This is a genomic window from Necropsobacter rosorum (genome assembly GCF_964241405.1).
GTDB lineage: Bacteria > Pseudomonadota > Gammaproteobacteria > Enterobacterales > Pasteurellaceae > Necropsobacter > Necropsobacter rosorum.
The window spans coordinates 58,899-81,729 of sequence record NZ_CAXSXF010000001.1 but is presented as its reverse complement, the minus strand read 5'-3'; the positions used below and the strand labels follow the sequence as shown (position 1 = coordinate 81,729).

Annotated in this window: 20 protein-coding genes; 14 read left to right on the top strand and 6 right to left on the bottom strand. The window is 52.3% G+C overall.

Going from position 1 to position 22,831, the window contains the following annotated elements:
- Nucleotides 1-47: 47 nt before the first annotated feature.
- The 5 genes from ACESOH_RS00375 to ACESOH_RS00355 form a co-directional block, all read right to left on the bottom strand.
- Entirely contained in the window at nt 48-1,295 is a 1,248-nt protein-coding gene (locus tag ACESOH_RS00375; protein ID WP_373098933.1) for a chloride channel protein, read from the bottom strand.
- A 67-nt stretch (nt 1,296-1,362) separates the two neighbouring features.
- On the bottom strand, nt 1,363-2,325 hold the full coding sequence (locus ACESOH_RS00370; RefSeq protein ID WP_373098932.1) for an AEC family transporter: 963 nt from the start codon (nt 2,323-2,325) through the stop codon (nt 1,363-1,365).
- A 64-nt stretch (nt 2,326-2,389) separates the two neighbouring features.
- Nucleotides 2,390-3,370, bottom strand: coding sequence for an FUSC family protein (locus ACESOH_RS00365; protein WP_373098930.1), 981 nt, complete (start codon nt 3,368-3,370; stop codon nt 2,390-2,392).
- Between the two features lie 134 nt (nt 3,371-3,504).
- On the bottom strand, nt 3,505-4,011 hold the full coding sequence (locus tag ACESOH_RS00360; protein ID WP_373098929.1) for an HdeD family acid-resistance protein: 507 nt from the start codon (nt 4,009-4,011) through the stop codon (nt 3,505-3,507).
- Nucleotides 4,012-4,076: 65 nt separating this feature from the next.
- Complete coding sequence (locus tag ACESOH_RS00355; protein ID WP_373098927.1) at nt 4,077-5,717, bottom strand: NAD-dependent malic enzyme; 1,641 nt, start codon at nt 5,715-5,717, stop codon at nt 4,077-4,079.
- A gap of 199 nt (nt 5,718-5,916) precedes the next feature.
- On the opposite strand from ACESOH_RS00355, the gene ACESOH_RS00350 reads away from it, so the two are divergent.
- Nucleotides 5,917-6,267, top strand: a complete 351-nt coding sequence (locus ACESOH_RS00350; protein ID WP_032091865.1) for a helix-turn-helix domain-containing protein — start codon at nt 5,917-5,919, stop codon at nt 6,265-6,267.
- A gap of 192 nt (nt 6,268-6,459) precedes the next feature.
- The gene (locus tag ACESOH_RS00345) at nt 6,460-7,476 is read left to right on the top strand and encodes a PhoH family protein (protein ID WP_373099837.1); all 1,017 of its coding nucleotides are present in this window, start codon (nt 6,460-6,462) and stop codon (nt 7,474-7,476) included.
- A 68-nt stretch (nt 7,477-7,544) separates the two neighbouring features.
- Here the strand turns inward: ACESOH_RS00345 and ACESOH_RS00340 are convergent, their stop codons facing one another.
- Nucleotides 7,545-9,038 (bottom strand): PTS transporter subunit EIIC, encoded by a 1,494-nt coding sequence (locus tag ACESOH_RS00340; protein WP_373098925.1) that lies wholly within the window; start codon nt 9,036-9,038, stop codon nt 7,545-7,547.
- A 241-nt stretch (nt 9,039-9,279) separates the two neighbouring features.
- On the opposite strand from ACESOH_RS00340, the gene ybeY reads away from it, so the two are divergent.
- From ybeY to murD, 12 genes are all read left to right on the top strand, one after another.
- On the top strand, nt 9,280-9,747 hold the full coding sequence (gene ybeY, locus ACESOH_RS00335) for an rRNA maturation RNase YbeY (protein ID WP_373098923.1): 468 nt from the start codon (nt 9,280-9,282) through the stop codon (nt 9,745-9,747).
- A complete protein-coding gene (locus ACESOH_RS00330) occupies nt 9,659-11,731 on the top strand; it encodes a tRNA(Met) cytidine acetyltransferase TmcA (RefSeq protein WP_373098922.1) in 2,073 nt (690 codons plus the stop codon). The genes ybeY and ACESOH_RS00330 overlap by 89 nt, the downstream gene beginning before the upstream one ends.
- A gap of 33 nt (nt 11,732-11,764) precedes the next feature.
- A complete protein-coding gene (locus ACESOH_RS00325) occupies nt 11,765-11,941 on the top strand; it encodes a DUF5363 domain-containing protein (protein WP_373098920.1) in 177 nt (58 codons plus the stop codon).
- Nucleotides 11,942-12,080: 139 nt separating this feature from the next.
- Complete coding sequence (locus ACESOH_RS00320) at nt 12,081-13,589, top strand: carbon starvation CstA family protein (RefSeq protein WP_032091870.1); 1,509 nt, start codon at nt 12,081-12,083, stop codon at nt 13,587-13,589.
- A gap of 224 nt (nt 13,590-13,813) precedes the next feature.
- Nucleotides 13,814-14,272: a division/cell wall cluster transcriptional repressor MraZ gene (mraZ, locus tag ACESOH_RS00315; protein WP_032091871.1), complete on the top strand. Its 459-nt coding sequence runs from the start codon at nt 13,814-13,816 to the stop codon at nt 14,270-14,272.
- 117 nt (nt 14,273-14,389) lie between these two features.
- The gene (gene rsmH, locus ACESOH_RS00310) at nt 14,390-15,364 is read left to right on the top strand and encodes a 16S rRNA (cytosine(1402)-N(4))-methyltransferase RsmH (RefSeq protein ID WP_373099835.1); all 975 of its coding nucleotides are present in this window, start codon (nt 14,390-14,392) and stop codon (nt 15,362-15,364) included.
- Nucleotides 15,358-15,678 (top strand): cell division protein FtsL, encoded by a 321-nt coding sequence (ftsL, locus tag ACESOH_RS00305; protein ID WP_032091873.1) that lies wholly within the window; start codon nt 15,358-15,360, stop codon nt 15,676-15,678. The genes rsmH and ftsL overlap by 7 nt, the downstream gene beginning before the upstream one ends.
- A 15-nt stretch (nt 15,679-15,693) precedes the next feature.
- Nucleotides 15,694-17,499, top strand: coding sequence for a penicillin-binding transpeptidase domain-containing protein (locus tag ACESOH_RS00300; protein WP_373098918.1), 1,806 nt, complete (start codon nt 15,694-15,696; stop codon nt 17,497-17,499).
- A 21-nt stretch (nt 17,500-17,520) separates the two neighbouring features.
- Complete coding sequence (gene murE, locus ACESOH_RS00295) at nt 17,521-18,984, top strand: UDP-N-acetylmuramoyl-L-alanyl-D-glutamate--2,6-diaminopimelate ligase (protein WP_373098916.1); 1,464 nt, start codon at nt 17,521-17,523, stop codon at nt 18,982-18,984.
- Between the two features lie 62 nt (nt 18,985-19,046).
- A complete protein-coding gene (gene murF, locus ACESOH_RS00290; protein WP_373098914.1) occupies nt 19,047-20,429 on the top strand; it encodes a UDP-N-acetylmuramoyl-tripeptide--D-alanyl-D-alanine ligase in 1,383 nt (460 codons plus the stop codon).
- Nucleotides 20,423-21,505, top strand: a complete 1,083-nt coding sequence (gene mraY, locus ACESOH_RS00285; protein ID WP_032091877.1) for a phospho-N-acetylmuramoyl-pentapeptide-transferase — start codon at nt 20,423-20,425, stop codon at nt 21,503-21,505. Before murF ends, mraY begins: the two co-directional genes overlap by 7 nt.
- 10 nt (nt 21,506-21,515) lie before the next feature.
- On the top strand, nt 21,516-22,829 hold the full coding sequence (murD, locus tag ACESOH_RS00280) for a UDP-N-acetylmuramoyl-L-alanine--D-glutamate ligase (RefSeq protein ID WP_373098912.1): 1,314 nt from the start codon (nt 21,516-21,518) through the stop codon (nt 22,827-22,829).
- Nucleotides 22,830-22,831 lie beyond the last annotated feature (2 nt).

Here is a 22,831-nt window from a genome sequence, read left to right as displayed (position 1 = left end):
AATCATGCGGTTTTTTATCGTACCGGATTCGCCGGCGAGAGATGCTTTTATCGATTGGTCGGCGCATGAGATGCCGTTGTGGATAAATATCGGTGCAGCAATAACGCGCCGGCGGTGCATAAACACATGGGTAGCCAGTAAGCCGGTGATAGGCGGGTGAGTTCGAGCATAAAGACCATGGCGGTCAGCAGCATTTTTTGCGCCAAACCTAAAAAGACGGCCGCGCCGATAAATGCCGCCGCGCCGAGGGGAATTTCCGGCAACAGCGCGTTCCACAGCGCGGCGCTGAGAAACGCCAGCAGGCCGCCCAACATCATTGACGGCGTAATTCGTCCGCCGTAAGCCCCCGCCAGCATCGCCAGCAATACGGCGAACCATTTGGCCGCCAACAGCTCCGCCGCTTCCCGCCAACCGATTAAAGCATGAAAACTTAATTGATTGCCGGCTTTACCGTTTCCGAGAATATCCGGGTAATACACCGCCATAAGACCGATTAATCCGAACGCTGCCAGCGAGAACAGCAGCATGCGCGGGCTGCGGCGCGGCAGTTCGGGCAGGCCGGCGATACAGCGGTCGAACAGATAAACGCCCAAGCCGAGCAAAGGGCCTGTCGCCAGCGCCCACAGCAGGAAATTCTGATTTAACGGGATATCCGTCATCGGATATTGTATGCCGTCGCCCAAGCCCATTCTGACGACGGCAACCGCGCTGCTGCAAGTGATTAACGCGCTAACGACCAGTCGAGGCTGCCATGCCAGCAGCAGGGTTTCCAGAATAAAAATGACCGCGGCAAAAGGAACGTTATAAACGGCCGCCAGTCCTGCGCCCGACGCGCAAGCCAGTAAAATACGCCGTTCTTCCGCGTTCAGTCCGGTATGGCGCGACCACTGTTCGGCAAAGGCGACGCTCATTTCGCGCGGTGCGACTTCGCGCCCCAAAGGCGACCCCATGCCGACGGTAATAATCTGCAATAGCGCGTGGCTAATTGTGGTGACAAAAGGCATCGATTGCCCGTTATTGACCGCACTTTTAACCTCGATTAACGGTTTTCCCCAGCGATGAATGCTCATCCAGCCCAGACCCGCCGCCGCACCGCAGGCGATCAGCGCCCAGAAACGGCGCCAGGGCGCGGCATCTTCCACGCCTTCACGAAATGACATCGGCGTATTAAAGCCGTAGTCGAATACATAGTGCTGGACATGATGCAGCAGCAACGTCAGTAAAATACCGACCAACCCGGCGATAATGCCGACGCCGAGGAGAGAAAACAGAAATTTGCTACGAAATAACGGCATACAAGATGATCTTATCCTTAAGTTAAGATGACGGAATAAGGCGAAGGCACGTTCTGCGATTGATACGCTATGGCATCAATTGCAGCAGCGCATCGACAATCGGTACCACAATCATAAATAAAATGGTGCTGGTCGTCACCACATTGGTGGCGAACCGCACGTCGCCTTTGGCCTCATTGGCGAGAATCGGCAGCACCGCCAGCGCCGAGACGGAGGATTGTACAATCAGCGTTTTCGCTTCGATTGACGGCAGCGGCAGCCAGTGCTGACCGAGCATAATCAACGCAAACATCACCACCGGTGAAAGCACAAACTTACCGAACAGGGCGGCGAGGGTGTCTTTATCGAAACGAATGCTGTTTAAGCCGGCGTCACATAAGGTGATGCCGATGTAAATCAGAGACAGCGGCGTCACGGTTGCACCGACATATTGCAGTGACGAATGAATAAAACCCGGCACGGGAATATCGCCCAGTAAAAAGATTAAAGAAATCAAAAAGCCGATAAGCGGTGCCGGAAACAGCTTTTTCCAGTTGAAGGCCTGTTTCTGCGCATTAGGCTGCGCTTCGCTGCTGTCGCGCGCAATCAGCAAGGCGCCGAATGCCCAGGTCGAGACGGTATTGAGCACATAATACACCAGAAAATACGGCATGCTGAGATCGCCGAAAAGCGCGATATTCAGCGGCAAACCGATAAAAATCGTATTCGCGTTCACAATCGTGTTGATAAACACCCCGCGGCGGCCGGGACGTACGCGCAGCATCTTGACCATCAGCCAGGCGAGTACATAGCCGATCACGACCGAAACGACGCCGTAAAACAAACCGTCCGATAAGGTAAGCAGTTTATCGCGGCTTAAGTAGGTCAGGACGGAAATGAAAATGGACGCCGGCATGGCGATGTTCATAATCAGTTTGGAAAGATTCGCGGCAAAGGAATCGGCAAACCAGCCCTGCCGGCGCAGATAAAAGCCCAGGGCGATGATCAGAATAATGGAAAGTACGCTTTCCAGTGCGGTTAAAAATGCCATAGTTAAGCCTCTTGAGTAACAGACGGTGTAAGCGTATGCGCCGAATAGCGCATCGATTGCACCCTCATAAACGGAAAATTCGCCCCATGACCAGCGCGGTCGCCCCGCCGAGCAGGGTGGCGATTAAACGATGTTCGGTGGTTTGAATCGGATCGCCGAAACCCAGCGCAATCAGAAAGACAATGGTGGCGGAAATCATACTGCTGAGTAAGGCGTAATGCGCTTTCTGCATGGAAAATGCGGCGGCTGCGGTTACGGTCAGACAAATCAATAGCACAAATAAGGCGTCATGAAACAGGTAAATAATTACGGTGGCCAGCCCGCAGCCGAATAAGGTGCCGACCAAACGGTTAATCGCGCGTGCCAGCGTGACATTGCCCGCCGGACGTAAAATCAGCAGCGCGGTCATCGGCGCCCAATAATCGTTGGCAATTCCCGCTTGTTTCGCCATCAGCAGCGCGGCAATCACAGCGATCACCACACACAGCACAAAGCGCAGCAGCAAGGCCGGCGCTAACGGCGTAGTGGCGGCGACCGGTAACGGCTGCGCACTTTTCGGGATCAGCAGCGATAACAACATCATGCCGAGTAACTGTATGCCGCCACCGGACAGCACCAATCCGGCGCGCAGCAAGGCCGGTTCGAAAGATTGCGGATAATAACTGGCGACCAGAAAGGCGACCACCACCTGTAAGCTGATCCACCATAAATTATTGTCATAACCGGTCAGAAACGCACACACCGCAGTCAGCAGCGCCGTTACCGGCAACAGCCACAGGGCATGTTCGCTGGCCAGCGAGCCGGCAAATGCCGCCAGCGCCATACCCAGCGTTGCGGCGATCACCGCGCCCCAGCGATAACCGGCAAAGGTTCTGGAGGCGCCGAATCCCACCGAAAAAGCGGCACCGACCAGCACGACCGCCGAAGTCGGATCCAAATCTAGGCTGAATGCCAGCACAATAATAATCGCCGGTGCGCACAACACCGTTTCGCGCCAGTAAATTTCCCCGCAGAACGTTTTCAGTTTATCCGCATAAACACTCAATGTAATCTTGCTCCTGTTCCTATCGGATTAATGCGACGGCGAACATCATGTTCACCGCATTCAGAATAAAACGATGCGGGATTATAGCGCCGATTGGGCGAAAAAACTGCAAAAAAAACCACCGCACTTTTTATCTAAACGCTGTCGGCGGATGACCAGAACAACAGAGAAATGCCGTTGGACATCAGCTCAATAGCGAAAATCAATCCCAGTGTGACGGCCGCCGATTGCGGGAAATTGGCGAATATCAGACCGGCCAGCAGTAAGGATAACGCCGCGGAGGCGATCATTATCCAACGGATGTAGCCGTGCAGCAGTTTAACTGCCACGCAGAGACGAAAAATACCGGCCAACAACAGCATAATCCCGAACAGGAGCGTCAGCGAAACAAGCCCTTGTAGCGGGTGCGCCAGTAAAAAATAACCGAGCAGTAAATAAGCCAGCGCAATGATAATTTCACTCCATTTCGCCTGTCCGCTCAGACTGCTGAAAGCGAAATAGAGCATGACGACAGCGCAAATGATCAAGAACCAGCCGGCTAACAGATCAACCGTTAAGCTGGCGGCGAACGGATTAAAACACGCGAAAAGACCGCCGATTAAAGACAGTAATCCGGCGATAAATAAACCTGAGTTTTTCATTTTTTATCTCCTGTAAAATCTGGGCATAAAAATGAAACCGTCTGCTTGCCGCAGACGGTTTGTGGTTAGGCGCGATAAAGCGGTTGCCACATGGCATCCTGCACGGTCTGTATCCAGTTTTCCGATTGTTTGGTTGCAACTCCGTCGGCGACCGCCTGTTTGGCGACGGCAACCGCAACGGTTGCGGAAGACGCGCGCAGATTATCCACCGGCGGCAAGAGGGAAGCGCCTAAATCCTGCGGATTGACCTGACTTGCCACGGCTTCGGCGGCCGCCAGCAACATAGCGTCGGTAACCTGTTCGGCACCGGATACGATCACGCCCAAACCTAAACCCGGATAGAGCAGGGCGTTATTGCCTTGTCCGATATGGAATGTCGTTCCCTGATAATCCACCGGCGCGACCGGAATGCCGGTGGCGATTAAGGCTTTGCCTTTTGACCACGGCACGGCATCCTGCGGCATCACTTCGATTTTTTCGGTCGGGTTGGAAAGCGGTAATAAAATCGGGCGTTCTACGCCGGCACACAGCGCGTCAATCACCTGTTGGTTAAAGGCGCCGTGATCGGTGGAGGTACCGATCAAAATGGTCGGCTTAACCTGTCTGACCACTTCCAACAGACCGATCTTGTTATCTTCTTTCCGCCACGCGACGACTTCGGCGGCCGGGCGGGCATATTCCTGCTGATAATCAGGCAGATTCGGCATGTCATCGGTGACCAGACCGTGAATATCGATTAACCACACGCGCTGTTTGGCCTGTTCGCGTGAAAGGCCGCTGCGTTCCATTGCGGCGCTGATCTGATCCGCCATGCCGGTACCCGCCGTGCCGGCACCGTACACCACCAAACGCTGGTCGGCAAAAGTCTGTTTGGTGACTTTCAGGCCGGAAATCACCGCCGCCATCACGATCGCTCCGGTGCCTTGCATGTCGTCGTTGAAGATGCGGTATTGGGTGCGGTTCTGCTGTAAAATACGGCGCGCATTGGAGGGGCCGAAATCTTCGAAATGTAATAACGCGTGCGGGAACATGTCGGCGGCGACCTTGAGATATTCGTTAATCAGATGATCGTAACGTTCGCCGCGCACCCGGGCGTGACGGTTGCCGAGATAGGCGGGATCATTCAATAAGGCTTCGTTATCGGTACCCACGTCAAGATTGACGGCGATAACACGCGCCGGATCAATACCGGCGGCCGCGGTATAAACCGCCAGTTTGCCGACGGAAATATCCGTCCCGTTGACGCCCCAGTCGCCGATACCGAGAATTTCCTCCGCATCGGACACCACGATTAAATCCACCTCGTCCGCGCCTAATCCCAGTGTTTCAAAGGAGGCTCTGATATCCTCGGGACGGTTGACATTCAGATAAACGGTGCGCGAGCGACGGTAATCCCGACTCCATTTTTTGATCGCTTCGCCGACGGTCGGATCATAGATGATCGGCAGCATTTCCGCCAGATGATCGGTAATCAGGCGATAATACAGCACTTCGTTACGGTTATGCAGCTGATCTAAAAAGATATATTTTTCAATATCTTTTTCATAGCTTGACAGCTGTTTGTAAGCTCGTGCCACTTGTTGGTCAAGGGTTTCCACCGCCGCCGGCAGCCGACCGGTCAGACCGAGTGCGGCGCGTTCCCGCAACGTGAAAGCGGTGCCTTTATTGGTCAGCGGATTGTTGATGATATCCAGAGTTTTTCCCATGACATGCTCCTTTGATTGGTTGTGCAATAATAAGACATTATCGCGGTCATATGATTTTTGCAACGATTTGTACTGAATCGTTACAGGCAGTATAGCCTATCTTGCTGTAAAAACAACCTAAAAAGTTGTTATCTCTTATTTAAAAGTCCTTAATAAAACAGGTTGATTACTCCACTATTAACGTCGAATGGAGGCTTGTATGAAACTGAATTTTAATCATCACGAAATGAATAAACGCATCGGAAAAACCATCGCCAAATATCGCCAGCAATGCGGCTTTACCCAAGAGCAAGTGGCGGAAATACTGGAGATCGGCAATGAGGCGGTCTCGCGCATGGAACGCGGTATTATCGTTCCGAATGCGGTCAGATTAATCGAACTGGCGGAGATTTTTAATTGCACCGCCGCCGATCTGATCGGTGAAAGCAGTCCGCGCTTGTCCGACCAGACGCATCATATTCATCGCATGATAACGGAGCTGGCCGAATCGGATCGCGATTTAATGCTGCATTTTCTGCAATGTTTTGCCGGCCGTCTGAAACAGGCATGATAGCGGCGCTCAAACGGCGCTAAAAAGTGCGGTGGATTTTTAGCAAGTTTTAAAAACAGTAGCAAATCGCACCGCACTTTTTTACAATAAGCCTGATGAAAGCCGTCTGCCGGCGGCTGCGACGCTTAACTAAGGAACCATGCTTTGACACCAACACCGAGCCGGGAATTTACCCTCGAACCGCAGGATAATATGCGCCTGCAAGCCCTTTGCGGCGCATTCGATGAAAATATCCAATTGATTGAAAAAGAATTTAACCTCAACATTTGCCGCCGTAATTTTACCTTTACCATACAATCGCAGGAAGATGAGGTAAAATCCCATCATGGGGCGGTGATTGCCGGTGCGGCGGCATTAATTCAGCGTCTGTATCTGGAAACGGCGCCGATTCGCGGCAAAGTGAAAGAAATCGATTTGTCCGATGTGCATATGGCGATTCAGGAAAGCCGCATGCTGCTACAGGCGCAGAGCGATGAAAGCCGGGTTTACGGCACCACGATTAAAACCAAACGCGGCTTAATTAAACCGCGCGGACCGAACCAGATTCAGTATCTGCATAATATTTTGCGCTATGATATCAGTTTCGGTATCGGCCCGGCGGGTACCGGGAAAACGTTTTTGGCCGTCGCCGCGGCGGTGGAAGCCTTGGAACGGCAGGAAATCCGCCGCGTGCTGCTGACCCGTCCGGCGGTGGAGGCCGGTGAAAAACTGGGCTTTTTGCCCGGGGATCTGGGACAAAAAATCGAGCCTTATCTGCGGCCGTTATATGACGCCCTGTTTGAAATGCTCGGCTTTGAAAAAGTACAGAAATTAATCGAGCGCAATGTAATTGAGATCGCACCGCTAGCCTATATGCGCGGCCGCACGCTGAACGACAGCTTTATTATTCTGGACGAAAGCCAGAACACCACGGTGGAACAAATGAAAATGTTCCTGACCCGGATCGGCTTTAATTCCAAAGCGGTGATCACCGGCGATATTACTCAAATCGATCTGCCGCGCAGCCAGAAATCCGGTCTGCGCCACGCCATTGAAGTGCTGGAAGCGGTGCCGGAACTTAGCTTTAATTATTTCGACAGTAAAGATATTGTGCGTCACCCGGTGGTGGCGAAAGTGGTGCAGGCTTATGACGCTTGGGAGGCGCAGGAGGAAATCCGCCGTCAGGCGCTGGCGGAACAGCGCCGTATCGAACGGGCGAAGGCGGAATAAATTGGTCGGAAAACAAAAAGCAAAGGCGCCGAAACGCCCTTGCTTTATAGTGTTAATCCGCTTGGTTTTTAATCTTCCTTGCCTAATATCTGGTTGATTTCGCTTTTATATAACACCGCTTTGGCGCCGAAAACCGCCTGCACACCGCCGCCCACTTCCAGCACATCGATCGCGCCCAGCGCTTTCAGCCGGGTTTTATCCAGCGCGTTCACCTCTTTTACCGCGACCCGTAAACGGGTAATACAGGCATCGACGTGTTCGATATTGTGCGCTCCGCCCAGTGCCTGAATAATCGCATGCGCGTTTTCGGTCAGCGAGGTGGTTTGCACTTCCGTGCGCTCCTCCTGCTCATCGCCGCGCCCCGGCGTCATCACATGAAACGTTTTGATCAAAAACAGGAAAGAGAAATAATACAGCAGCGCCCAAGGGATCCCGACCAGAATCACCCGAATCCAATGGGTATTTTCATTGCCTTGCAAAATGCCGAACAACAGAAAATCAATAAAACCGCCGGAAAAGGTATTGCCGATCGCGATATTGAGAAAATCGGCAATATAGAAAGAAACGCCGTCCAGAAAAGCGTGGAATACATAAAGCCAAGGGGCGACGAATAAAAACATAAATTCGATAGGCTCGGTAATGCCGGTGATAAAGGAGGTCAGCGCGGCACCGAGGAATAATCCGCCGATCCGGCTGCGACGCGATTTCGGCACCGCATGATACATAGCAAGACAGGCGGCGGGCAGCCCGAACATCATAGTGTCGAAACGGCCGGCGAAAAAGCGGGTGCCTTCGGTAAATAAGCCCTGATGATTGGGATCGGCGAGTTGGGCGAAAAAGATTTTCTGCGCGCCGACAATCGTTTCGCCGTTCACGATTTCCGTACCGCCCAGTTCGGTGTACCAAAACAGCGGATAAATCATATGATGCAGCCCCACCGCGCCGCTCAGCCGCATTAAAAAGCCATAGAAAAAGGTACCGATTTCGCCCATTGAGGCAATATGTTCGCCGGCGGCAAGCAGCCAGCCCTGAAACGTCGGCCAGATAAGGAAAAACAGCACGCCGACGAAAATTGCGCAGAATGCGGTAATAATCGGCACAAAACGCGAGCCGCCGAAGAAATCGAGCACCTGCGGCAATTGAATATTGTGATAGTTATTGTGCAGCTTAACAGTAATCAAACCCATCACCAATGCCCCGATCACACCGGTGTCGATGCCTTTGCTGTCCGGCGCGAACAGGGGAATCAGCGCATCAATGGTGCCGCTCATAATCAGATAACCGACCGTCGCGGCCAGCGCGGCGACGCCTTTATCCCGTTTCGCCAGCCCGATACCAAGCCCGATACACAGCAACAGCGCCAGATTGCCGAACACCACGCTGCCTGCGGCGGACATCAGCTGGAAAACGCTTTGCAGCATGGCATGATTTAATACGGGATAGGCCTGAATGGTGGCGTGATTGGAAAGGGCGCCGCCGATCCCCAACAATAACCCTGCGGCAGGCAGGATCGCGATCGGCAGCATAAAGGCTTTGCCGATCTGTTGCAGTTGTTTAAACATTAAAATTGCTCCTGATTCCGGTGTAAAAATTCATTTTTCGCAAAAGACCGAAAAAGTGCGGTAATAATAAATCTTTTTTTAGCGAAAAGCCTGCATTTTTTTCTGAAATGTGATCTAATTTCCAGATTTATAAGACATTATTGCATATCCGCCGCCTGACGGAGCGCAACAGAAAAATCAATATTCTTCACCGCGTTTGAATGATAAGCTATGCAAATTATCAGCCAGTCAGAGAAAGAATATGCAAAATGTAATGATCGATTTACAAATCGCCAGTGAAGATCGTGAAAACTTACCGAGCGCCGCCCAGATTCAGCAATGGGCGAGTGCGGCGGTGCGGGCGGAGCACAGCGTGCCGGAAATCACGGTGCGGATTGTGGATGAGGCGGAAAGTCATCAGCTGAATTTAACCTATCGCGGAAAAGATCGCCCGACCAACGTGCTGTCGTTTCCCTTTGAATGCCCGCCGCAAGTGGCGTTGCCGCTGTTGGGCGATTTAGTGATTTGCCGTCAGGTGGTGGAACGCGAAGCGCAGCAACAGGGCAAACCGCTGACGGCGCACTGGGCGCATATGGTGGTGCACGGCAGTTTGCATCTGCTCGGGTATGATCATATTGACGATGATGAGGCGGAAGAAATGGAAAAGCTGGAAACGGAGATTATGGGCGCGCTGGGCTTTGCCGATCCTTATCTGGCGGAAAAAGCGTAACGTGCAGGCTCGGCAGATCGCGCTGCTGGTCGGCGAAGATGAATGGCTCATTGAACAACTGCGTGGACAACTGCGCGCGCTTGGTCGGCGAAGTGGTGAAAGTGCGGTGCTTTTTTATGCCGAAAATGCACCGCACTTAGCGTTGGATTGCCCGTATCAACCGGTCAGTTTTTCGCAGGCAAGAAACCGTTTGGGGCAAGAGGCGGCGCTGATCATTTACGATGCGCGCTACGGCATTCATCTGGATGCGCTGGCCGTCGCCGGCGGCGGCTTGCAGGCCGGCGGTTTGTTGCTGCTGCTGTTTAATCGGTGGCGAACGCTACAACAACAGATTGATATGGATAGCCTGCGCTGGAGCGGCGAGGCGTGCGGCATCCGCACACCGAATTTTATCCGTTTTTTTCAGCGCCATATTGCGCGCTGCGCTTTTCCCGTTTACCGGCAGCAGAATATGCCGCGGATCGATTTATCCGTGCCGCGCCCTTCTTGCCGGGACAATCATCATGTGCCGACGGCGGAACAACGGGCGGTGCTGCAACGGATTTTATCCGCGCAGGCGGATATTTTCGTGCTGACGGCAAAACGCGGGCGCGGTAAATCCGCGCTGGCGGGCATGCTGGCGGCGCAATTAACCCATGTGCTGATTACCGCACCGAATAAAAGTGCGGTCAATATTTTGCGCGAATTTGCGGGCGTCGAATTGCCTTTTATTGCTCCCGATGAATTATGCCGGCAAATTGCACGGGCGCCGCAGCGGTTTGCCGAATATTGGCTGATTATTGATGAGGCGGCGATGATCCCGCTGCCGCTGCTGCGTGGTCTGACATCAGCGTTCAAACATATTTTATGTACCACCACGGTACAAAGTTACGAAGGCACCGGGCGGGGATTTTTGCTGAAATTTATGCAAAAAACCGACCGCACTTTATGCCATCTCTCCTTAAGTGCGCCGTTGCGCTGGCGCGCGGATGATAAGGTGGAACCCTTTATTGACGCGCTGTTGCTGCTGGATGCGGAACAGGCGCTGGCGCAGCCGCAGCCGCGATCGCCGGCCGGCACCTCATACCAGATTTATCGTTTCCCCCGGCAGCAGCTGCTTGCGCGGCGGCGTTACCGCGAATTTTACGGTTTGCTGACGTTGGCGCATTATAAAACCTCGCCGTCGGATCTGCGCCGTTTATTTGATGCGCCGGGCCAGCATTTCTGGCTGGCGGATTCCGCAGACGGCCTGTTCGGTTGTTTGTGGGGCGTGGCGGAAGGCGGTTTGTATGATACCGCACTGATTACCGATATTCAGCGCGGCGTGCGGCGTCCGAGGGGCAATCTGGCGGCGCAGATGCTGTGTCAGCAAACGGGGGTGGCGGCAGCCTGTAGCCTGCGATCCGTGCGTATTTCCCGTATTGCGGTACGGCCGGACAGACAGCGGCAGGGTATCGGGCGGCAGCTGGTCGAAGCATTGGCGCAGCAAGGTGCGGCGGATTTTGTTTCCGTCAGCTTCGGTTATACGCCGTCGTTGATGACATTCTGGCGGTGCTGCGGTTTTCAGATAGTTTGTCTCGGCGAACACCGGGAGGCCAGCAGCGGTTGTTATTCGGCGCTTGCCGTACGCCCGTTAAGTGCGGCGGGAGAGGCGTTCTGTCAGCAGGCAGGCGCGCAGTTTCGGCGCAATATCGGTTTGTCTTTTCATCCGCTGGCAGCGCATTTTATGAGTGAAGCGCCGGATTGGACATTGCGCCGGGAAGACCGCTTAAGCCTGCAAAACTTTGCCGATTTTCACCGCACTTTAGCGGCGGCATTGCCGGCCATCCGGCGTTTGCTGCATCGTTTGACTGTGCGGCAGGGGGCGTTATCTGGCCCGTTGCTGACGGCCTATTGTCGGCAGCGAGACGGAAAGCCGGCAAGCGTTGCCGGTAAAAAACAATGGTTAAAGGCTTGTAGAATGGAAGTAAAAGAAATGTTGCAAAAATACGAAAGCCTTTTATGATTACATTTGCTCGTTAATGAAAGGAGAATGACTATGACAGAGGCAAAGAAAAGCTGGTTTCGCAGAGCATGGGATAAATACAATCAATTCTGCGAGGAAGTCGGGGTGGATCAGGGCGCATGCCGCAGCTGTATTCCGGTGGTGCGGTTTGACGAAACCGATGCGCAAAAAGGCGGCGAAAAAACAGACGAACATCAGGATAAATTGTGATAGACCTCACTTTTTATGAATATTTTCCCGGCAAATAACCGGAGCGGCGTTTACTTCATTGCAGTGACTACATAAAATATGCTCGCTTTATAAAAATCAGTAAGGCGGGCGAATTTTATTATTTATTCAAGGTGATTATATGTTGTGGTTCCTTTTTTGTGTTGCAATGTTGCTTGCGGGCTATTTTATTTATAGCAAGTTTGTTGAGAAAGTTTTTGTTATTAATCCGAAACGCGAAACACCGGCTTTCAGTAAAAAAGACGGTGTTGATTATGTTCCCATCTCCAAAAAGAAAATCTGGCTGATTCAGTTATTAAATATTGCCGGTACCGGCCCGATTTTCGGCCCGATTCTGGGCGCGCTGTACGGACCGGTTGCGATGTTGTGGATTGTGTTGGGTTGCGTTTTTGCCGGCGCGGTGCATGACTATTTAACCGGTATGCTGAGTATCCGTAACGGCGGGGCGAATATTCCGTATTTGGCGGGTAAATATTTAGGCCAGCCGGCCAAGCATTTCATGAATGTGCTGGCGATTTTGTTATTGTTGTTGGTCGGCGTGGTATTCGTAGCCAGCCCGGCGTCATTATTAACCAATATTACCAATGATTTAATGAGTTCCGGTTCGGTCAGCGCCGCGGCGGTAAATGATGAGGCGGGCGCGTCCACCACCCATATTTTAACCATATGGACATCAATCATTTTCATTTATTATATTCTCGCCACGCTGGTGCCGATTGATAAAATTATCGGCCGTATTTATCCGTTCTTCGGCGCGTTGTTAATGTTTATGACTTGCGGTATGTTGTTCGGCTTGTTCTTTGAAGGCATTCCGTTTTTCAGAACGGTGGGTGCGGACGTCAGCTTTATGGACTTCTTTAAAAATATGCACCCTACGAATATGCCGATTTGGCCGTTGCTGTTTATCACCATCGCCTGCGGTGCGATTTCCGGTTTCCATGCCACACAGTCACCGTTAATGGCGCGTTGTACCGAAAATGAAAAAGAAGGCCGCTTTATTTTCTACGGTGCGATGATCGGTGAAGGGGTGATCGCGTTGATCTGGTGTATGGTCGGTTTAAGTTTCTATAATGATCAGGCATCATTGGCCGAAGCCATTAAGATCGGTACACCGGCGAAAGTGGTGTATGATTCCGCGATCGGTATGCTCGGTTTGTTCGGCGGTATTTTAGCGGTGCTGGGCGTGGTGATTCTGCCGATTACTTCCGGCGATACGGCATTCCGTGCCGCACGTTTGCTGATTGCCGATTTCTTCAAATTTGATCAGCGTAATATCGCTAAGCGTCTGACTATCGCACTGCCGTTGTTTGCTATCGGTTTTCTGGTCTCTAAAATGGACTTCTCCATGTTATGGCGCTATTTCGGCTGGGCGAACCAGACCACCGCAATGGTGACATTATGGGTCGGCGCGGCATTCCTGTACCGTAACGGCAAGTTCCACTGGATCGCCACCATTCCGGCCGTGTTTATGACGGTTGTCTGTGCGACTTTCATTCTGAATGCACCTATCGGATTGGGGCTGAATTATGATTTATCCGTCTGGCTCGGTCTTGCCTGCGGCGTATTGTCCGTGCTGATGTTCTTCGGTATGTTAAAACCGTTAGTCAATGACGACGGAAACGAAAATTAATCATTCGCTGTAACTTGTGATGAACCGCTTACGGGAAACCGTAAGCGGTTTTGTTTTTTTATGGCGTTATACAAAACTTTACGTTATTCGGGAATTAAACGCTTGCAAGTTGATTTAACTAATAATAAACTTAGGCAAAGTGGTGGAAAGTGGTATTTTGTGGTAAAAAATGCCGAAAATAAATCGTATCAATCTTGAGTTGCGAAAAAATCAAAGGAAATCTTATGTTTCGTGGCGCATCGGCGGTGAATCTGGATTCGAAAGGGAGAATGGCTATCCCCACCCGCTATCGTCCGGAAATTATGCAACATAATCAGGGAAGAATGGTTTGTACGGTAGATATCCGCCAGCCTTGTTTACTGCTTTATCCGCTGAATGAATGGGAAAGCATAGAACAAAAACTGCTCGCTTTATCCAATTTTGATCCGGTGCAGCGCAGTTTACAGCGTGTGATGCTGGGTTATGCAACGGAATGCGAACTGGATAGTGTAGGGCGGGTTTTGATCAGCGGGCCGTTACGCCAGCATGCAAAATTAGAAAAAAGTATCATGTTGGTCGGGCAGCTGAATAAATTTGAAATTTGGAGCGACGCTGAGTGGCAATCCCAGATCGAAAAAGATATGGCGCTGGGTGCCAGCGGTCAGCTGTCGTTATCACCGGAATTAATTACGCTGTCGATATAAAAGAAAGATTTTCTTTCATGCAAAAGAACAGCGGCACTAGCAAAGGTAAGCGGTGTACAGGGTACACCGCCTTATCTTCCTCAAATTATTTGTTTTTTATTTTTTAATTTAATGATCATGAACGCGCAGCATACTTTTTCATCACCGGAACACCTCACCGTTTTATTGCATGAAGCGGTTGCGGGACTGGCTTTGAAAGAAAACGGTGTTTATATTGACGGCACTTTCGGGCGCGGTGGTCATTCCCGTTTGATCCTCTCACAATTATCCGCCGGCGCCCGCCTGATTGCCATTGATCGCGATCCAAGAGCGATTGCCGCCGCCGAACAAATTCAGGATCCCCGTTTCCATATCGAACATAACAGCTTTTCCGCCATTGCCGACATTTGTGAAAAATTAGGGCTGGTCGGTAAAATCGACGGTATTTTGCTGGATTTAGGCGTATCTTCACCGCAGTTGGATGATGCGGCGCGCGGTTTCAGTTTTATGCAGGACGGCCCGCTGGATATGCGCATGGATACGACCCAGGGGCTTTCCGCCGCAGACTGGTTGCAACAGGTTTCCGAACAGGATTTGGCGTGGGTATTAAAAACCTTCGGCGAAGAACGCTTTGCCAAACGTATTGCGCAGGCGATTGTCGGCTATAACCGTAATGCCCGGCAGCAAGGCACGCCGCCTTTAACCCGTACGCTGCAACTGGCGGAATTAATCGCCCGCTCCGTGCCTTTCAAAGATAAGCATAAACATCCCGCCACCCGCAGTTTTCAGGCAATCCGCATTTTTATTAACGCCGAACTGGAAGAGCTGGAACGCGTTTTGCAAGCGGCATTAACGGTGTTGGCGCCGAAAGGCCGTTTAGCGGTGATCAGTTTCCATTCCCTTGAAGATCGCATGGTGAAACATTTTATGCGTAAGCAAAGTCAGGGCGAGATTATCCCGAAAGGATTACCGCTGCGCGATGATCAGATTCCGCGTAATCAGACATTAACGCTGATCGGCAAAGCGATCATGCCGACGGAAGCCGAAATCGCACATAATCCCCGTGCCAGAAGTGCGGTGCTGCGCGTTGCCGAGAGGGTAGTGGCATGCTGAAAAATTCAGAGCGTTACCCGCTGCAGACGATCCTGCTGGAAGATTTATTTGTCTCGAACAAATTAGTGATGGTATTGCTGATGCTGGTTTTGATTACCGCACTGGGCACCATCTGGATTACCCATCAGACCCGCGGCCTAATTGCGCAAAAAAGCGAGTTGGTGTTGCAGCATCAGGCGCTGGAAAATGAATTTTTAAATTTAAAACTAGAAGAGGCGACACAAAGTGATAATACCCGTATTGAAGCGATTGCCACGGGAAAATTACAGATGAAAGCGATTGAGCCTGAACAGGAAGTTCTGATCCTGGAATAGGCTGAGGTGCGTACGATGATCAAATTGAATAAGCAAAACGGTAATAAAACCAAGCGTAATAGCGGCGGCAGTGCGATTAAACGCAATAAACCCAAGGTTTGTTATGATACGAGCTTTTTAAAAGGGCGTTTCTACTGGACTATCGGGGTGGTGCTTATCGGCCTGAGCGCATTGATTGCGCGAGCCACTTATGTTCAGGTTATGAATTCGGATCCGTTAATGGATGAAGCGGATAAACGTTCTTTGCGCACACAGGAAGTGTTGTCCGTGCGCGGCTCCATTCTGGATCGTAACGGCCAGCTGCTGTCGGTTAGCGTGCCGATGTATTCCATTGTGGCGGATGCGAAATTTATTTATGAAGAAAACGCCCTACAGGATAAAGATCGCTGGAAAGCCCTGGCGCAAGTGCTGGGCGTGCCTTATAACACGCTGATTAAACGGCTGGAAAAAGATCCGGCCTCCCGTTTTGTCTATTTGTCCCGTCAGGTTTCGCCGACTGTTGCCGATTATATCAAACAGTTAAAACTCAAAGGCGTGGTGCTGAAAACCGAGGCGCGGCGTTTTTATCCGCGGGTGGAAGAAACCGCACATATTATCGGTTACACCGATATTGACGGCGCCGGCATTGAAGGGATCGAAAAAAGTTTTAATTCGCTGTTAATCGGCAAATCCGGTTCGCGCACCTATCGTAAAGACAAATACGGTAACGTGGTGGAAGATATTGCCGATGTGAAAAAATACGATGCCCATGACGTAACGCTGAGTATTGATGAAAAGCTGCAGTCCATGGTGTATCGCGAAATCAAAAAAGCGGTGGCGGAAAATAAAGCGGAATCGGGCACCGCCGTGTTGGTGGATATTCGCACCGGCGAAGTACTGGCGATGGTCAACGCGCCGTCTTACAACCCGAACAACCGAATCGGGGTAAAAGCGGATCTGATGCGTAACCGAGCGATTACCGATACCTTCGAGCCGGGTTCGACGGTAAAACCTTTCGTGGTTTTGACCGCACTTCAGCGTGGAGCGGTACGCCGTGACGAAGTGATTAATACCGGGCCGCTGGTGTTAAACGGACATGAAATCCGCGACGTTGCCCCGCGCGATAAACAAACGCTGGATCAGATTCTGGAAAATTCCAGTAACCGCGGCGTCAGCCGTCTGGCGCTGCGCATGCCGCCGGCGGCGTTAATGGAAACCTATCAGAATGCCGGTTTGGGCAAGCCGACGGATCTCGGGTTAATCGGCGAACAATCCGGCCTGCTGAACGCCAATCGTAAACGCTGGGCGGATATTGAACGCGCCAACGTGGCCTACGGTTACGGCATCAACGCCACGCCGTTGCAGATTGCGCGCGCTTATGTGACGCTGGGCAGCTTCGGCATTTATCGTCCGCTTTCCATTACCAAGGTTGATCCGCCGGTGATCGGCAATCGCGTGTTCCCGGAAAAATTGACGCGCGAAGTGGTGAATATGATGGAAAAAGTGGCGATCAAAAATAAACGCGCCATGGTGGACGGCTATCGGGTCGGGGTAAAAACCGGGACGGCGAAAAAACTGGAAAACGGCCGTTATGTGGATAAATATATCGCATATACCGCCGGCGTTGCGCCGATCAGCGATCCGCGCTATGCGTTAATCGTGCTGATTAATGATCCGAAGGCGGGGCAGTATTACGGCGGTGCGGTTTCCGCGCCGGTATTTTCCAGCATTATGGGGTATGCGTTGCGTACCAATAACGTCACGCCGGACGGTATTGATCAGGATAAAGTGGCAAAACGCACGGTTCGTTTAAGTGATAAAAGAACGGAAAAAACGAACTAAGCGTCAAATGAAGAAAAAATTATGCAAAAACTGACCGCACTTTTAGGGGTATCCGGGCTTGACCATCGCGTCGAGCTGACCGATATGACATTGGACAGCCGCTCTGTAAAGACTGGCTGTCTTTTCGTTGCAATCAAAGGACATCAAACCGACGGGCGCCGTTATATTGCGCAAGCCTTACAAAACGGCGCAAGTGCGGTGCTTTTTGAGGCCGACAGCGCCGCGCAACATCTACAGCTTCAGCAGCAAAACGGCATTCCGCTGATTGCTTATTATCGCTTGCCTGAACAATTATCCGCCATTGCCGATCATTTTTATCATTCGCCTTCCCGTCATCTTACTTTAGTCGGTGTCACCGGCACGAACGGCAAAACCACGGTGGCGCAGCTGCTGGCGCAATGGACGCAACTGCTGGGGCATCGCGCCGGAGTGATGGGGACGATCGGCAACGGTTTGTATGGACAGGTAAAAGCCGCGGCCAATACCACCGGATCGGCGGTGGAAATTCAGGCGTCACTGGCGCAATTTGTGGCGCAGGGGGCGGATTTTGCCGCGATTGAAGTGTCTTCTCACGGTCTGGTGCAGCACCGGGTGGAGGCGCTGCATTTCGCCGCTGTGATTTTTACCAATCTCAGCCGCGATCACCTTGATTATCATCATTCAATGGAAAATTATGCCGCGGCGAAAAAACGGCTTTTCACCGAACTGCACAGCGAACACAAAATTATCAATGCCGACGATGATAGCGGCGCACAATGGCTGGCTGAATTACCGCAGGCCATTGCCGTGAGCTGCAACCCGGCGTTTCGACCGCACCGTCATCGCTGGCTGAAGGCCGAACGGATCACCTTCGAGGCTAACGGGGCGCGCATTGCATTTAACTCAAGTTGGGGCGCGGGCGAATTGCACAGTCCGTTAATCGGCGCGTTTAATGTCAGCAATGTGTTGCTGGTGAGCGCAACGTTATTGGCTTTGGGCTATTCCGTGGCGCAGTTATCGGACAGCGTGACGCAATTACACGGCGTATGCGGGCGCATGCAAATGTTGACCGCGCCCGGCAAAGCGACGGCGATCGTGGATTACGCACACACCCCCGATGCGCTGGAAAAAGCCTTGAGCGCCGCGCGGCTGCATTGCCATGGCAAATTGTGGTGCGTTTTCGGCTGCGGCGGCGATCGCGACAGCGGCAAACGGCCGTTAATGGCACAAATCGCCGAGCGCCTGGCCGATCGGGTGATCGCCACCGACGATAATCCGCGCACCGAAGATAAACGGAAAATTATGGCGGATATTTTAGCCGGCTTTAGCCAACCGCAGCGGGTTTCGGTGATTCATGACCGCGAACAGGCCATTCGTACCGCGCTGCAAAGTGCGGTGGAAAATGATGTGATTTTAATCGCCGGTAAGGGGCATGAGGATTATCAGATCATCGGCACGACCAAACAGCACTTTTCCGATCAGGAAACGGTAAGCAAGTATTTTTAAACGGCAAGGCAGGGGGACGGGCTAAGCCGCCGCTGCCTGTTGACGGACGCAGACACATAATCATGATTAAACTTGATCTCAAATGCATTGCAGACATTCTGCATGCCGAATTAATCGGTGATGGCACGATCACCGTGGAAAATATCAGCACCGATACCCGCCGACAGACTGAGAACGGCTTATTTTTTGCCCTGCAAGGCGAAAAATTCGATGCCCATGCCTATCTTAACGCGGCGGTCGCACAAGGCTGCCGGGCAGTGGTGGTGCAGCGGCGCAGTGAGGTTGCCGCAGCGCAGCTTATCGTCGCCGATACCCGCCTGGCGCTGGGACGGCTGGCGCAATGGCTGAAAGCGCATTTGAAGCCGAAAACCGTGGCGATTACCGGCTCGTCGGGGAAAACCTCGGTAAAAGAAATGACCGCCTCGATCCTGCGTGAAAGTGCGGTCGATTCCGAAGCGGTTTTATTTACTCATGGTAATTTCAATAACGATATCGGTGTGCCGCTGACCTTATTGCGTTTAACCGAACGGCACCGTTTTGCGGTGATCGAACTGGGCGCGAATCATCCGGGCGAAATCGCCTATACCACCGAACTGGTGTGCCCGGATGCGGCGTTGGTCAACAATGTGGCGGCGGCGCATCTGGAAGGTTTCGGCAGCATTGACGGCGTAGCACAGGCAAAAGGCGAAATCTATCGCGGCCTGGCGGCACAGGGCGTGGCGGTGATTAATCTGGATTGTCATTATCTGACGCGCTGGCAGGCGGATATCGGCGCCCATCAAGTGCGGTCGTTTTCCGCCGACAATGCGCAGGCGGATTATTATGCCGCGGACGTACATATCACGGAAAACGGTTCCGATTTTGTGCTGCACAGCCCGCAGGGACAAATTGCGATCAACCTGCCCTATTTAGGCGCGCACAATATCAGCAATGCGCTGGCGGCGACGGCGCTGGCGATGAGCGTGGGCACCGGTTTGGCCGATGTAAAACGGGGGCTGGAGCGCAAATCGCAGGTGAGCGGGCGTTTATTCCCGCTAACCCCTTGTCACAACCTGTTATTACTGGACGATACCTATAACGCCAATGTGGCTTCGTTGCGTTCTGCGATCAGCGTATTACAAAAATATGCCGCGTTTCGCATTTTAGTTGTTGGTGATATGGCGGAATTAGGCGAAAATAGTCAACTTTGTCATCAGCAGGTGGCGGAGTTCGCCCGGGCGGCAAGACTGGAGGCGGTGGTCAGCTTCGGTGTGCAAAGCGCCGCTGTCTCGGCGGCCTGCGGCGGAACGCACTTTACCGATAAGGCGGCGCTGACAGCCTATGTTACGGCATTAATTCAGGATAAATTGAACGCCGATCAAAAAGTGGTTTTATTAGCAAAAGGATCACGCAGTATGCGAATGGAAGATGTGATCAATTCATTAAAGGATAATTTTGTATGTTAGTCTGGCTGGCTGAATATTTGCAGCAATACCAAAGCGGGTTTAATGTGGTGTCGTACATTACGGTACGCGCAATTCTGGCGTTACTGACCGCACTTTTACTGTCGTTATGGATCGGGCCGAAGGTGATTCGCCGCCTACAGATTCTGAAATTCGGTCAGGAAGTGCGCAACGACGGGCCGGAAAGCCATTTAAGCAAAAAAGGCACGCCGACGATGGGCGGTATCATGATTTTATTCGCGATCGGTGTCAGCACGCTGTTATGGGCGAATTTAGCCAACCCGTATATCTGGTTCAGTCTGCTGGTTTTGTTCGGTTACGGTGCGGTCGGTTTTATTGATGATTACCGCAAAATTACGCGCAAAAATACCGACGGGCTGATTGCGCGCTGGAAATATTTCTGGCTGTCCGCCATTGCGCTGGTTGCGGTGTTCGGCATGTATGCGGTGGGCAAAGACAGCGACGCCACCCGGCTGGTGGTGCCTTTTTTTAAAGAAGTGATGCCGCAATTGGGGCTGTTTTATATTATTCTGGCCTATTTTGTGATTGTCGGCACCAGTAACGCGGTTAACCTGACCGACGGTCTGGACGGTCTGGCGATTATGCCGACGGTGTTCGTGGCCGGCGCATTCGCTTTAATCGCATGGGCGACCGGCAATGTGGAATGGTCGAAATATCTGTATATCCCGTATATTAAATATACTTCCGAGCTGGTGGTGTTTTGTACCGCCATTGTGGGCGCGGGATTGGGCTTTCTGTGGTTTAATACCTATCCGGCGCAGGTGTTTATGGGCGATGTGGGATCGCTGGCGCTCGGCGGCGCGCTGGGCGTGGTTGCGGTGTTGGTGCGGCAGGAATTTTTACTGGTGATTATGGGCGGGGTATTTGTGATGGAAACCCTGTCGGTGATTTTGCAGGTGGGATCTTACAAACTGCGTAAACAACGTATTTTTCGTATGGCGCCGATTCATCACCACTTTGAACTGAAAGGCTGGCCCGAGCCGCGGGTGATTATCCGCTTCTGGATTATTTCCCTGATGCTGGTGCTGCTGGGGCTGGTTACGCTGAAACTGCGTTAAGAGAATCAATATGAATAATCAATATCGGAATAAAAATATCTGTGTGGTCGGTTTGGGTAAAACCGGCTTGTCCTGTGTCGATTTTTTAATTGCGCAGCAAGCTCATGTCCGCGTGATTGATACGCGCTCCGCTCCGCCCGGCGCCGAACAACTGGACAGCGCCATTGCGCTGCACTGCGGCGGGCTGAATCAGCAGTGGCTGCTGGAAAGCGACATGATTGTGATAAGCCCCGGACTGGCGGTAAAAACGCCGGAAATTCAGACCGCACTTCAGGCCGGTGTGGAAGTGGTGGGCGATATTGAACTATTCTGCCGTGCGGCGGACAAACCGATTGTGGCGATTACCGGCTCAAACGGTAAAAGCACGGTAACCACGTTAGTGGCCGAAATGGCGAAAGCGGCGGGAATCCGCGTCGGTATGGGCGGGAATATCGGCATTCCGGCACTTTCTCTGCTGCAACAGGATTATCAGCTTTATGTGCTGGAATTATCCAGTTTTCAGCTGGAAACCACCTACAGCCTGCATGCGGCGGCGGCCACCGTGCTGAATGTGACGGAAGATCACATGAACCGCTATACCGATTTGCAGGATTATCGCCGGGCGAAATTAACCATCTATGCGCATTGCCAAACCGCGGTAGTCAACGGTGACGATCCGCTCACCCGGGAAGATAACGGACAAACGGCGCAAAAACAGGTCAGTTTTGCCGAACAGAATGCGGATTACCGGCTGAAAAGCGAAAACGGCAAACCGTATTTAATGGCGCACGATGAGATGATTCTGCCGTGCGACGAAGTCCGGCTGACCGGGCGGCACAATCTGATGAACGCGCTGGCCGCGGCGGCGCTGGCACAGGCGGTGGGTATCGATTTACACGCAATTCGCACCGCACTTCGCAGTTTCGGCGGGCTGGATCACCGTTTTCAGTTAGCTCATTTGGCACAGGGCGTGCGCTGGATTAACGATTCCAAAGCCACTAATGTGGGCAGCACCGTGGCGGCGCTGACCGGCTTGCAAGTGGCGGGCAATTTATATTTATTGCTGGGCGGTGACGGTAAAGGGGCGGATTTTTCGCCGTTGGCGACATTGCTGAACAAACCGCATATTTATTGTTACTGTTTCGGGCGGGACGGCGCGCAGTTAGCCGAATTATCCGCGCAAAGCCGTTTGTTCGATACCATGCAGCAGGCGATTGAAAGCCTGCGCCCGGCATTAAAAGCGGGTGATATGGTATTATTATCGCCGGCCTGCGCCAGTTTGGATCAATTCGCATCCTTTGAACAGCGCGGAGCGGAATTCACCCGTTTGGCAAAATTAAGTTAGAG

Bases quoted from the DNA above. Each gene is read 5' to 3' on its own strand.
- ACESOH_RS00370 (WP_373098932.1), bottom strand. From the start codon at position 2,325: ATGGCATTTTTAACCGCACTGGAAAGCGTACTTTCCATTATTCTGATC.
- ACESOH_RS00355 (WP_373098927.1), bottom strand. From the start codon at position 5,717: ATGGGAAAAACTCTGGATATCATCAACAATCCGCTGACCAATAAAGGC.
- ftsL (WP_032091873.1), top strand. From the start codon at position 15,358: ATGCTGAAAAATTCAGAGCGTTACCCGCTGCAGACGATCCTGCTGGAA.
- ACESOH_RS00345 (WP_373099837.1), top strand. From the start codon at position 6,460: ATGCGCCTGCAAGCCCTTTGCGGCGCATTCGATGAAAATATCCAATTG.
- ACESOH_RS00350 (WP_032091865.1), top strand. From the start codon at position 5,917: ATGAAACTGAATTTTAATCATCACGAAATGAATAAACGCATCGGAAAA.
- ACESOH_RS00340 (WP_373098925.1), bottom strand. From the start codon at position 9,038: ATGTTTAAACAACTGCAACAGATCGGCAAAGCCTTTATGCTGCCGATC.
- murF (WP_373098914.1), top strand. From the start codon at position 19,047: ATGATTAAACTTGATCTCAAATGCATTGCAGACATTCTGCATGCCGAA.
- ybeY (WP_373098923.1), top strand. From the start codon at position 9,280: ATGCAAAATGTAATGATCGATTTACAAATCGCCAGTGAAGATCGTGAA.
- mraZ (WP_032091871.1), top strand. From the start codon at position 13,814: ATGTTTCGTGGCGCATCGGCGGTGAATCTGGATTCGAAAGGGAGAATG.
- mraY (WP_032091877.1), top strand. From the start codon at position 20,423: ATGTTAGTCTGGCTGGCTGAATATTTGCAGCAATACCAAAGCGGGTTT.
- ACESOH_RS00325 (WP_373098920.1), top strand. From the start codon at position 11,765: ATGACAGAGGCAAAGAAAAGCTGGTTTCGCAGAGCATGGGATAAATAC.
- murD (WP_373098912.1), top strand. From the start codon at position 21,516: ATGAATAATCAATATCGGAATAAAAATATCTGTGTGGTCGGTTTGGGT.
- ACESOH_RS00375 (WP_373098933.1), bottom strand. From the start codon at position 1,295: ATGCCGTTATTTCGTAGCAAATTTCTGTTTTCTCTCCTCGGCGTCGGC.
- ACESOH_RS00320 (WP_032091870.1), top strand. From the start codon at position 12,081: ATGTTGTGGTTCCTTTTTTGTGTTGCAATGTTGCTTGCGGGCTATTTT.
- rsmH (WP_373099835.1), top strand. From the start codon at position 14,390: ATGAACGCGCAGCATACTTTTTCATCACCGGAACACCTCACCGTTTTA.
- murE (WP_373098916.1), top strand. From the start codon at position 17,521: ATGCAAAAACTGACCGCACTTTTAGGGGTATCCGGGCTTGACCATCGC.
- ACESOH_RS00330 (WP_373098922.1), top strand. From the start codon at position 9,659: ATGATGAGGCGGAAGAAATGGAAAAGCTGGAAACGGAGATTATGGGCG.
- ACESOH_RS00300 (WP_373098918.1), top strand. From the start codon at position 15,694: ATGATCAAATTGAATAAGCAAAACGGTAATAAAACCAAGCGTAATAGC.
- ACESOH_RS00360 (WP_373098929.1), bottom strand. From the start codon at position 4,011: ATGAAAAACTCAGGTTTATTTATCGCCGGATTACTGTCTTTAATCGGC.